This is a genomic window from Roseofilum sp. SBFL, assembly GCF_017746885.1.
Lineage (GTDB): Bacteria > Cyanobacteriota > Cyanobacteriia > Cyanobacteriales > Desertifilaceae > Roseofilum.
This window is the reverse complement of the sequence record NZ_JAGHZH010000039.1, coordinates 1-11,959: the sequence shown is the minus strand read 5'-3', so window position 1 is coordinate 11,959 and position 11,959 is coordinate 1. Positions and strand designations below refer to the sequence as shown.

Annotated in this window: 7 protein-coding genes and 1 CRISPR repeat array; of the genes, 3 read left to right on the top strand and 4 right to left on the bottom strand. The window is 43.5% G+C overall.

The window, feature by feature from the left end:
- The first annotated feature begins 70 nt into the window (after positions 1 to 70).
- Complete coding sequence (locus J7545_RS04010) at positions 71 to 478, top strand: hypothetical protein (RefSeq protein ID WP_318719171.1); 408 nt, start codon at positions 71 to 73, stop codon at positions 476 to 478.
- A 246-nt stretch (positions 479 to 724) separates the two neighbouring features.
- Positions 725 to 976 (top strand): hypothetical protein, encoded by a 252-nt coding sequence (locus tag J7545_RS04005; RefSeq protein ID WP_318719170.1) that lies wholly within the window; start codon positions 725 to 727, stop codon positions 974 to 976.
- Here the strand turns inward: J7545_RS04005 and J7545_RS04000 are convergent.
- The gene (locus tag J7545_RS04000; protein ID WP_318719169.1) at positions 973 to 1,833 is read right to left on the bottom strand and encodes an MBL fold metallo-hydrolase; all 861 of its coding nucleotides are present in this window, start codon (positions 1,831 to 1,833) and stop codon (positions 973 to 975) included. The genes J7545_RS04005 and J7545_RS04000 overlap by 4 nt on opposite strands.
- On the bottom strand, positions 1,826 to 2,923 hold the full coding sequence (aroC, locus tag J7545_RS03995) for a chorismate synthase (protein ID WP_318719168.1): 1,098 nt from the start codon (positions 2,921 to 2,923) through the stop codon (positions 1,826 to 1,828). The genes J7545_RS04000 and aroC overlap by 8 nt, the downstream gene beginning before the upstream one ends.
- A 299-nt stretch (positions 2,924 to 3,222) precedes the next feature.
- On the opposite strand from aroC, the gene J7545_RS03990 reads away from it, so the two are divergent.
- Complete coding sequence (locus tag J7545_RS03990; RefSeq protein ID WP_318719167.1) at positions 3,223 to 4,134, top strand: phosphodiester glycosidase family protein; 912 nt, start codon at positions 3,223 to 3,225, stop codon at positions 4,132 to 4,134.
- A gap of 3 nt (positions 4,135 to 4,137) precedes the next feature.
- Here the strand turns inward: J7545_RS03990 and ureG are convergent, their stop codons facing one another.
- Positions 4,138 to 4,731: an urease accessory protein UreG gene (ureG, locus tag J7545_RS03985; protein WP_318719166.1), complete on the bottom strand. Its 594-nt coding sequence runs from the start codon at positions 4,729 to 4,731 to the stop codon at positions 4,138 to 4,140.
- An 87-nt stretch (positions 4,732 to 4,818) separates the two neighbouring features.
- Positions 4,819 to 5,493 carry an urease accessory protein UreF gene (locus tag J7545_RS03980; protein WP_318719165.1) on the bottom strand — a complete coding sequence of 225 codons (675 nt, stop codon included), beginning with the start codon at positions 5,491 to 5,493 and terminating at the stop codon, positions 4,819 to 4,821.
- A gap of 338 nt (positions 5,494 to 5,831) precedes the next feature.
- A CRISPR array of direct repeats spans positions 5,832 to 11,949; the repeat unit is 37 nt; unit sequence GTTGAAACCTACTTAAATCCCTATGAGGGATTGAAAC.
- Positions 11,950 to 11,959: the final 10 nt, after the last annotated feature.

Genomic DNA, 11,959 nt, shown 5'->3' with positions numbered 1-11,959 from the left:
TACAATGGGATTGGTCTGACAGGGTAATCAGGTGGTTATGGATAGAATATGGAAATGGATCGGTAAACTGATGGTCATAGTTCTAATTGGGCTATTAGTGGCTTGTAGTAACACCGGAGGCAGTCCCAGGCAAGCTCTGGTGAAAAAAGCGATCGCCCTACAACTGCATCTGACTCAAGTACAACTGAATACTCCTCTGCATATTGAAAGATCGCCCCAACTTGATGTTAAAGGGATTCAGATTAGTAGTAGCGATCGCCTCCCTGACCAGAAATTACCCACCTTCCATATCCAAGGAACCTATAATCTCGATATTCAACTGTCTGGACAGACTCTTAAACAGCGCCAAAATCCCTTTGAAATTTATGTCCAGGAACAAATCGAGGGAGAAACCTGGCGACTGTTGCGTCCTCAAACCACTGCGGAGGGAACTGAGTGGCTCAGTTATCAGATCTCTCCAGAGATGGGAGGATTGTGAGACTCGGAGGCACAGAGATCGCCTATTACCGATTCCCATTGCCCTTCAGGGTTTGCCCAAACCCCATCGCGATCGCCTAATTTCACAATTGCCGTCTTTACACCCTACACCCCCTAAATCTAGGTTAATACTCCCGAAAATCATCAGACTCATGGGGATATATAGATTGGGTAAGTTTACCAGAATTTAATCGAGATAGACACTTGTTATAGTGAGTCTAATTTTAGCTTTTTAAGGACATGCTTTATGGTTGACCCATCTGAATTTTTGTATCCTCGTAGTCGATATTACGGTGAGTTCCGGCCAGAATATCTGGTTTTTGATGCTAACTTGCAAGAATTTGCTCAAAAAGTTACCTATATTTGTTCCTTGGAAACTGGGGGTAAAATTCTCCCCCTAGAAGCCTACGAACAAATTCGTAAGTTATGGATGGAACTAGAACAAAGTAAAGATCGGTTAGGTTTAGAAAAACCGCCTGAAGATCCTTCAGTAGACTAAGCCTCAATCAGACTTAAAATCATGCCTTCCCGGGCCAAAATGGTATTGGGATAGTTGTGTTGAACTTCCTCTTCAATTTGGTCGAGGGTATCATCATCATGATTGGGTTCATGGTGAAAAATGATCAGCTTTTTCACCCCTGCGGCTTGGGCTACTTTAACCCCTTCTTGCCAGGTAGAATGACCCCAACCAACTTTAGGCGATTTAGGGTTGCTGTATTCGTTGTCGGTATACATGGCATCGTAGATCAGGATATCAGCATCACGAGCTAATTTGAGGACATCTTCATCGAGGCGATCGCTATAATGCTCCGTATCGGTACAATAAACCGCCGTATGTCCTTGCCAAGTAATTCGATAGCCCATCGCTCCATTGGGATGATTGAGATGTCCCGTTTCAATCTCAATATCATCTAGGGTAACCCGGTCTCCTGGAGAAACCTGAGAAAACTTCAGATCTGCTTTGGGTATAGGTGAGGGGACAGGGGAATTCACATGGAGAATGGCATGATGGAAGTGGTCTTCTAAGGACTCACTCGAATCCGGTACATCCCCCCAAACATGGATTTGATTGCCTGGAGTAAATAAGGGCATGAAAAACGGTACACCTTGGATATGATCCCAATGGTAATGGGTAAAAAAGAGATTAATATCCAGAGGGAATTCTGTGGAGAGGCGATCGCCCAGAGCGCGCAAACCCGTTCCGCCATCAAAAATAAAGTGTCTCTCTCCAATACGCATTTCTAGGCAGGAGGTATTGCCACCATAGCGCACTGTTTCCGGGCCGGGAGCGGGAATACTGCCTCGCACACCCCAAAATTGAACCTCAAAACGTGAAGAAGAATGCTGACTAATCATAATCGAGTGTTCCGCATTGACCTTGGTGACGTAGGAGGTGGTCACATAAAACCAGGGCCACCATTGCTTCTACCATAGGCACGGCTCTAGGTAAAACGCAAGGATCGTGACGGCCTTTCGCCGCGAGAAGGGTTTCTTCCCCTTCTCTAGTAACAGTACGTTGTTCTTTACGAATGGTGGCGGTTGGTTTAAACGCCACGCGGAGAATAATCGATTCGCCATTGGATATTCCTCCTTGAATACCTCCGGAACGATTGGTAGTGGTGCGAACTTGCCCTTGATTGTCTAGGGTAAATTCATCATTGTGTTCACTCCCGGTGAGTAGCGTTCCGGCAAATCCAGAACCGATCTCAAATCCTTTTGTTGCCGGTAAAGACATCACCCCTTTAGCCAAATCTGCCTCTAGTTTATCAAATACGGGCATTCCTAGACCTTTTGGCACATGACGAGCTACACATTCGACCACCCCACCTAGGGAGTCTCCTTCCCGTTTAATGGCTTCAATGCGCTCAATCATCCGTTCATAGGCTTCGGGATCGGGACAACGGACGATATTACTTTCTACTTGTTCAAGAGTGACCGTTTGTGGATCGACGATCGCCTCTAGATCTTGAATGCGTTTCACATATCCAATAATTTCTACCCCAGCAGCCTGTTTGAGGATTTTTTTGGCGATCGCCCCGGCTGCCACTCGGCCAATGGTTTCCCGCGCCGACGAGCGCCCCCCACCTTGCCAATTCCGAATCCCATATTTAGCATCATAGGTCGCATCTGCATGGGATGGCCGGTATTTTTGTGCCATTTCATCATAATCCTGGGGCCGGGTATCCTTATTGGGAACCAAAATCATAATCGGTGTTCCCAAGGTTTTCCCTTCAAAGACTCCAGAGAGAATCTCACAGGTATCCGTTTCCTTGCGTGGTGTCGTAATTTTACTTTGTCCCGGCCGACGGCGATCCAACTCTACCTGAATCTCCTGAGCTGAAATCTCTAGGCGCGGTGGACAACCATCAATAATTACTCCAACCCCACCCCCATGGGATTCCCCAAATGTCGTAATCCGAAATAAATGCCCGAAGGTATTACCCATAATTCTTAGTTAACCTAGCTTAGATCTATCCTACCAAGCTCCGTCGCAGTGCTCCACCGATAGCCGAAGGCTAATCCCCTAGAGACGGTCTGGCGGTGTCCTTTGGGGCATCTAGTCAAGTGTCTGTGAATGGGGAATCTCCAGCTATACGCTCCGCGTTAGCTCGATGAGCGTCAATGCCTTAACTCCCCTAAAATCTCAGGGTGTTTCAATTAAGAAGCATCAATCAACTGCTGTCAGGTAATTTCAACCTCGGAGAGTAGGTCTTACGCTAGAATCGGGAAAAACTTGCCACGCCTATGATCCGACGTATGGCTTTGCACTCTAAACGGTTGGGGAAACTTGGATTAATTACCGTTGGGTTCCTACTGGGGATTTCTGGGGGGATTTATGGAATTTTATTACTCTTGCGTCCGGCTCGTACTCCCCAGGTACAGGAACTGTTTCCGGGAGTGACGTATACCCGTTTGATTCGCTCAACGCCCCGTCCGTTGATCATTCATCAAGTCAAAATTGACTTAAAGGTTGCCCCCATGCAACCCTTCGTGACTCCGGGAGATCCGCAACCGGATGGTATGGATATTGCAGCGCGCACGACTTCGGAGTTTGTACGGGAATTTGGCGTACAGTTGGGGATCAATGGCAGCTTTTTTTATCCCTTTGAAGTCAAGTCCCCTTGGCAAGTTTATCCCGAATCGGGCGATCGCGTGCGAATTGCTGGCCAGGCGATCGCCAATGGTATCGAATATTCTCCGGTTAATGCGGGTTGGCATGTTCTTTGTTTCCTCTCCTCCCGTCGCGCAGTCATTCCGGGGGGCTTTACTTGTCCGGCTGAAACTCAACAAGGGATTTCTGGGGGAACTATTTTAATCTGGGATGGGGAAGCGGTTCCTCTAATGTCGGGGCCATTTTATGATTATGCCTATCCTCGAACGGCGATCGGATTGGATGCCTCAGGTACTCAGGTCTTTATTGCGATCGTGGATGGCCGTCAACGGTTTTATAGTGAAGGGATGTCTTTACCCGAATTGCAAGCTTTGTTTGTGGAATGGGGAGTAGAGACGGCGTTAAATTTTGATGGCGGTGGATCGACAACATTGGTGGTTGCCGATCCCGATCTCCGGGTTCTCAATGCCCCCATTCACACCCGTATTCCCCTGCGTCAACGTCCGGTGGCGAATCATTTGGGTTTTGTGAGCAGTGAGGAGTAGGAATTACAAATAGCGCTCAATAAACTGAATGACCTCTGCTAATCCCGTATGGTTTTTGAGGTTGGTAAAGATAAAGGGTTTCTCACCGCGCATTTTTTTCGCATCCCGTTCCATGACGTTGAGATCTGCACCAACTAACGGGGCAAGGTCAATTTTATTAATCACTAATAAATCAGATTTGGTAATTCCCGGGCCGCCTTTACGGGGAATTTTATCCCCAGCAGCCACATCAATGACATAAAGGGTAATATCGACTAATTCGGGACTAAAGGTAGCGGCTAAATTATCACCGCCACTTTCGACAAAGAGGAGATTTAAATCGGTAAAGTGTTGCTCGAGTTGCTCGATCGCCACTAAATTAATGGAAGCATCTTCTCGAATCGCTGTATGGGGACAGCCTCCGGTTTCTACTCCAACAATGCGATCGCCAGATAATGCCCCAGATCGGACTAAAAATTGGGCATCTTCTTGGGTATAGATATCATTGGTTACTACCGCAATTTGATACTGGTTTCGTAAGGCTTGACACAGTAAATTTACTAAGGCAGTTTTTCCCGATCCAACGGGACCAGCCACTCCTACACGCAATTGAGTCATAAATAAAGTACTTTTTGTTGCAACTAAATCCCTGAGAAAGAGCAAGTTTAAGGGAAAAACAGTTTAGCCATTACCCATTACCCCGGTTTAGCTTCTAAAGAGTCGAGTATATTGGGTTTCATGGGCCATGCAATAGAGGGAGAATCCCCAGCTACAACTATAAAGGTTATCGTCTTCTAAAGCCAGAATTTCAGGGACGATCGCCGTAATATGGGGATGAAGCTGAAACAGCAGCTTTTGACCCGTGGTTTGACCGAGGGGAATGAGCTTCACTCCAGCGGTGATTAGGTTAGAAACCCAACTTTGCAGATAGGCTAAGAGCGCATTTGCGGGAGAAATCTGCCAAGATTGGGCGGCGATCGCAAACACCAGGGGATAGCTCCATTCTGGCCCCAACTCCTGTAGAATGGGTGCAAGATCGGGTACTAACGTTTGCAGGAGTAGACCCAGCGATCGCCCCATTTGCACGGTTTGTTGTCGTAATTCTTCCGTTTCTCTAGTAGCTAAAAGCCAATGATTCCAATAGCGCAGCATCGCATAATCTCGCTTTTGCATGGCTTCCCCTCCCCGGATTAACGCCGCTCCATCCAGGCGAATCGAACCTAATCGTAACCCATCCCTCAACCATTGCTCTAAAGCAGTTTCATCGGTGATTTTTCCCTGTTCCACTAGGGTTTCTAAACCTTCAGAATAACTATAAGCTCCTACGGGTAAGCTGGGACTGGCTAGTTGTAATAAGGATAATAAGACAGAATCCTGCATATGGTATTTGTCATTGATATCATCAATATAGTAGTGAACAGTGGCTCAAAAATCCTAGTCTCTCTAGTGCTACATCCTAGGCTATGCGAATCCCCTTCAACTTCCCCTAAAATCCGACGCTAGGGGGGTGTGGAAATGGCTTCTGACCTCACAAGCCTTGTATCCCTTACCCAGTCTTCCTTGTAGCCTTTTAAATGTTTCAGGCAGCGTCGGACTAGACAGGACAAGGGTTTGAGCGATTTTCATTTACTTTTTAGCCTCCAGTGAGCTATGATTAGGGGTGTGCGTCGGAAATCAACCTTGAAAACTAAATACGGCAAGGGTCTCAGAAGCCAGCAGTTGAAACCTACTTAAATCCCTATGAGGGATTGAAACCCAATTTATGCTAGTCACAGGGTTTTCAACCAACCTAAAGTTGAAACCTACTTAAATCCCTATGAGGGATTGAAACTCCCATCTTGAATCTTGCTACGAACTTGATTATTTCGAGAGTTGAAACCTACTTAAATCCCTATGAGGGATTGAAACTTCCCCGAACATATCTTTTCGATTCAAAATACTAGTTGAAACCTACTTAAATCCCTATGAGGGATTGAAACTTGTGGCTCTTGGATAGTTTCCAGCCGGATTTTGTTGAAACCTACTTAAATCCCTATGAGGGATTGAAACATTTTACTAAGTCCTACTGCTTCTAAGAATTCCGTTGAAACCTACTTAAATCCCTATGAGGGATTGAAACTCTTGGCTCTGATGTGACTGATAATGGCCATTTGAGTTGAAACCTACTTAAATCCCTATGAGGGATTGAAACTTTTACGAAACAAATCTTCCTAATTGAATTTATTGGTTGAAACCTACTTAAATCCCTATGAGGGATTGAAACGGCCAATTTGTAGAAGCATTATTCGACAAGGGTATCTAGTTGAAACCTACTTAAATCCCTATGAGGGATTGAAACATCATTCTCACACAACATTCACATCACCATCCTCAAGTTGAAACCTACTTAAATCCCTATGAGGGATTGAAACTACTTTAAGCCAATTCGAGCAAAGGTGTAAGGGGTTGAGGTTGAAACCTACTTAAATCCCTATGAGGGATTGAAACGCAATTAGAGAAGCCATTTATTAATCCTAAATTGTTGAAACCTACTTAAATCCCTATGAGGGATTGAAACGGAAACTCAGGAAACCAAACAAGAGAGCGATCGCCATGCAGGTTGAAACCTACTTAAATCCCTATGAGGGATTGAAACATCGCTATCCTTGCCCGGCAGGAGTGGAGGAAGATGAGTTGAAACCTACTTAAATCCCTATGAGGGATTGAAACCGTAGTGAAGCAGACTAAAGGGAAATTTAGAGCGCCAAGTTGAAACCTACTTAAATCCCTATGAGGGATTGAAACACGACATTAGGTCCATTCAATCCGAATTGGACATATTACTGTTGAAACCTACTTAAATCCCTATGAGGGATTGAAACAGCAGGGGATATGATCTTCACCTTCTTAATCTTAAGTTGAAACCTACTTAAATCCCTATGAGGGATTGAAACAACATATTACCCCCCCAAATTCAATACACGATGAGTTGAAACCTACTTAAATCCCTATGAGGGATTGAAACAAAAGACCCTAGAGCGAGAGCTTAGGCAGTGGGAATGGAGTTGAAACCTACTTAAATCCCTATGAGGGATTGAAACTGAAAACTGAAGGCTCAATCACCTGGGCAGCTCCGGTTGAAACCTACTTAAATCCCTATGAGGGATTGAAACGGATTTGCGATCGCCGGTACAGTCGTTATTAATAGCGTTGAAACCTACTTAAATCCCTATGAGGGATTGAAACACATCGATATAATTTCCAGAAGGGTAATAGCAACGGTTGAAACCTACTTAAATCCCTATGAGGGATTGAAACACTCAACCGCATCATCTCTAGAATCCTCATTAGCTGTTGAAACCTACTTAAATCCCTATGAGGGATTGAAACTCCGCTGCTCGCTCTCACCAAAACCATTGATACTATAGTTGAAACCTACTTAAATCCCTATGAGGGATTGAAACGGCACTAGGCTATCGTGCTAATGAGAGATTGTGGTCAAGGAGTTGAAACCTACTTAAATCGCTATGAGGGATTGAAACAATCCCGAAGATTTCCCATCGAGGAGATGCTCAACGTTGAAACCTACTTAAATCCCTATGAGGGATTGAAACTGGATCTCAATTCCATTGGCCTTGCAAAGATTATCATCAAGTTGAAACCTACTTAAATCCCTATGAGGGATTGAAACTAACCCCCTTACTGATAGGGGGTAAGTTTGCCAGTGATGTTGAAACCTACTTAAATCCCTATGAGGGATTGAAACGGAATCGATCGCCTCGGGGGGCGTGCTTGATTTTCGGTTGAAACCTACTTAAATCCCTATGAGGGATTGAAACATTAAAATATTCCCATTGGCATGAGGAATAACAAGTTGAAACCTACTTAAATCCCTATGAGGGATTGAAACATATTATAGCAAATCACCCCTACTAGCATACCAAACAATGTTGAAACCTACTTAAATCCCTATGAGGGATTGAAACGAACGCTTCAAGGTATTGAAGCAATAATACTTATCTGTTGAAACCTACTTAAATCCCTATGAGGGATTGAAACCAAATATTTTTTCCTTATTGGTTTGTTTTCATTGGGTTGAAACCTACTTAAATCCCTATGAGGGATTGAAACCTTTGATCGCATCCTCTAAAGATTTGTGGCCAGCAGCCACACCAGTTGAAACCTACTTAAATCCCTATGAGGGATTGAAACTGAGATCTATTGCTGTTCGACCTTCCGGTTCTGTTGAAACCTACTTAAATCCCTATGAGGGATTGAAACTTAAAGAGATGGAGTTTGTTATTGATTGTTTTAAGGTTGAAACCTACTTAAATCCCTATGAGGGATTGAAACTTCTTGGTTCCTTCCTATTAAGAGCAATTTTTCTCGTTGAAACCTACTTAAATCCCTATGAGGGATTGAAACTAAGATCTTCTGACAATCAGGATAAACACCATAACCGTTGAAACCTACTTAAATCCCTATGAGGGATTGAAACCCCTATTTTTTTACCTTCTTGGCGGGTGGTAGTTTTGTGGTTGAAACCTACTTAAATCCCTATGAGGGATTGAAACGGAGAATATGATGAAGATGAGGAGCCCACTATTTGGGTTGAAACCTACTTAAATCCCTATGAGGGATTGAAACACGATTTATTGAACGCAACATAGACAAATCTCCTGTTGAAACCTACTTAAATCCCTATGAGGGATTGAAACCAAACGATTTTGATGATGTAAGCATCAACAGGTGTTGAAACCTACTTAAATCCCTATGAGGGATTGAAACACCATGCAGGACAAGGGTACATAAATAAAGAATTTCAAGTTGAAACCTACTTAAATCCCTATGAGGGATTGAAACTCCTCTAGCGCTAGTGGAGAAGAATTCAGCACTACTGTTGAAACCTACTTAAATCCCTATGAGGGATTGAAACACAGAGCTTTATTACTTCGTTGGCGGCGTTACAAAGTTGAAACCTACTTAAATCCCTATGAGGGATTGAAACAGGTTGATTGTATGGATATGTCCAATGCTCTGCGGTTGAAACCTACTTAAATCCCTATGAGGGATTGAAACCAAGAGCCTATACCGGAGCGGATACAGGCTTGAAGTTGAAACCTACTTAAATCCCTATGAGGGATTGAAACGTGTTACAAATAATGAGCCCATAGCCTTTTAGGTTGAAACCTACTTAAATCCCTATGAGGGATTGAAACTCGGGGAATAGCCAGATTGAAGGCAGTTCACCCTCGTTGAAACCTACTTAAATCCCTATGAGGGATTGAAACGGGGTAACTCTGCCATCTTCTGCCGCTTTAAATGTTGAAACCTACTTAAATCCCTATGAGGGATTGAAACAAGGATTTTGGCCATGGACCAGAATCGGTAGCTGCGTTGAAACCTACTTAAATCCCTATGAGGGATTGAAACTCGCTCTGACGGCTGCTGAAGAGAATTACCTACGCGGTTGAAACCTACTTAAATCCCTATGAGGGATTGAAACATGCGATATCCTTGATCTGCCAGCTCGATTTTATGGTTGAAACCTACTTAAATCCCTATGAGGGATTGAAACTCTATGATGAGCATGAATACGCTTTTGCAGATGGAGTTGAAACCTACTTAAATCCCTATGAGGGATTGAAACACCTGAAACACATGGAGTACAGATGACCCAAAAACTTCCCACGAGGTTGAAACCTACTTAAATCCCTATGAGGGATTGAAACACCTGAAACGACATTTAAGGCAGCAGAAGATGGCAGTTGAAACCTACTTAAATCCCTATGAGGGATTGAAACAGAATGATGCCAGCTTCCCGCACTAGATCCGAATGTTGAAACCTACTTAAATCCCTATGAGGGATTGAAACACGCTGCAAGTGATGGTACCGTAATGCCCCGGATGCAGGGTTGAAACCTACTTAAATCCCTATGAGGGATTGAAACCTTTTGTTTTTCGAGGCTTCTAGGGGCAATTCTGAGGTTGAAACCTACTTAAATCCCTATGAGGGATTGAAACCTGAGGAAATCCATTGGTTGGATCCACTTTAGAGGTTGAAACCTACTTAAATCCCTATGAGGGATTGAAACACGGTTGGATAACCAAAGAGAGGCAACTTACATCTTTTAATGTTGAAACCTACTTAAATCCCTATGAGGGATTGAAACAAATCAGTAAGCGCGCGCGACGTACGCAATCGCGTTGAAACCTACTTAAATCCCTATGAGGGATTGAAACCATATGGCATTCAAAGCTAAAGCGGCTACCAAGAAAGTTGAAACCTACTTAAATCCCTATGAGGGATTGAAACTCTAGCTAAGGGGATTTACATAGGTCGAGTAGCCACAGTTGAAACCTACTTAAATCCCTATGAGGGATTGAAACGGGGTACACGCCGCGTGGGGTCAGGGTTGCCCATAGTTGAAACCTACTTAAATCCCTATGAGGGATTGAAACGAGCTATACATGCAGACTTATTATGCGGGCAATGATTGGGTTGAAACCTACTTAAATCCCTATGAGGGATTGAAACTACGGATAATCCCACGACGGCACACGAGTTGACGGTTGAAACCTACTTAAATCCCTATGAGGGATTGAAACAGCGGCTCAAAACTGCCCCTAGAAGCCCCGAAAAGTGTTGAAACCTACTTAAATCCCTATGAGGGATTGAAACTTTTAAAATTTTAGCCATAGACCAAAACTTATAGCTACAGAGTTGAAACCTACTTAAATCCCTATGAGGGATTGAAACACTCAAAACAACATCTAGAGCAGCAGAAGACGGCAGAGTCATGTTGAAACCTACTTAAATCCCTATGAGGGATTGAAACTAACGTTGATTCCTTCAAACCGAACTACAACCCCTGTTGAAACCTACTTAAATCCCTATGAGGGATTGAAACACCCCATGACCCAGAAAACCTGAATATCAGCATTAGTTGAAACCTACTTAAATCCCTATGAGGGATTGAAACTTTTAGGAACAAATTTTCCCCAGGGCTTACCCTCAATGTTGAAACCTACTTAAATACCTATGAGGGATTGAAACATTCGATAATTCTGCTCTTGTGACATAATGAATGTTGAAACCTACTTAAATCCCTATGAGGGATTGAAACAAGTTTTTCCGAATTTATCAGAAGCGCCATGTTGTTGAAACCTACTTAAATCCCTATGAGGGATTGAAACTTTGCATCTGTGAAGAAAGATTATTAAAAAAAGAAGTTGAAACCTACTTAAATCCCTATGAGGGATTGAAACATTGCAAATCAGAAGAAAGCATCGATATACACTGGTTGAAACCTACTTAAATCCCTATGAGGGATTGAAACTTTTATCATGTTTAGCGACCAATGGCAGTGTGCTATCGCCAGTTGAAACCTACTTAAATCCATATGAGGGATTGAAACCAGGGGGAACTGAAACAGTAGATAGAAAATCAATCATTGAGTTGAAACCTACTTAAATCCCTATGAGGGATTGAAACATACTGGGGCTGGTGTTCCTGATAAGCTTACTGTTGAAACCTACTTAAATCCCTATGAGGGATTGAAACATTCGCGCTATCCCTTTCACCTCAATGATTTGCCGGTTGAAACCTACTTAAATCCCTATGAGGGATTGAAACTTGATTTACTGCTTTAGTTCTCCGGCTTTGGCAGTGGAGTTGAAACCTACTTAAATCCCTATGAGGGATTGAAACATGCCCTGGACATAGGCAGAAGGAAAACCGGCCATTTGTTGAAACCTACTTAAATCCCTATGAGGGATTGAAACATATTATCATGATCATCATCTGCACAAGAATCCTCGTTGAAACCTACTTAAATCCCTATGAGGGATTGAAACACACCATTAT

Coding starts and splice junctions, on each gene's coding strand:
- ureG (WP_318719166.1), bottom strand. CDS start 4,731: ATGACTCAATTGCGTGTAGGAGTGGCTGGTCCCGTTGGATCGGGAAAA.
- J7545_RS04010 (WP_318719171.1), top strand. CDS start 71: ATGGTCATAGTTCTAATTGGGCTATTAGTGGCTTGTAGTAACACCGGA.
- J7545_RS03990 (WP_318719167.1), top strand. CDS start 3,223: ATGATCCGACGTATGGCTTTGCACTCTAAACGGTTGGGGAAACTTGGA.
- J7545_RS04000 (WP_318719169.1), bottom strand. CDS start 1,833: ATGATTAGTCAGCATTCTTCTTCACGTTTTGAGGTTCAATTTTGGGGT.
- J7545_RS03980 (WP_318719165.1), bottom strand. CDS start 5,493: ATGCAGGATTCTGTCTTATTATCCTTATTACAACTAGCCAGTCCCAGC.
- aroC (WP_318719168.1), bottom strand. CDS start 2,923: ATGGGTAATACCTTCGGGCATTTATTTCGGATTACGACATTTGGGGAA.
- J7545_RS04005 (WP_318719170.1), top strand. CDS start 725: ATGGTTGACCCATCTGAATTTTTGTATCCTCGTAGTCGATATTACGGT.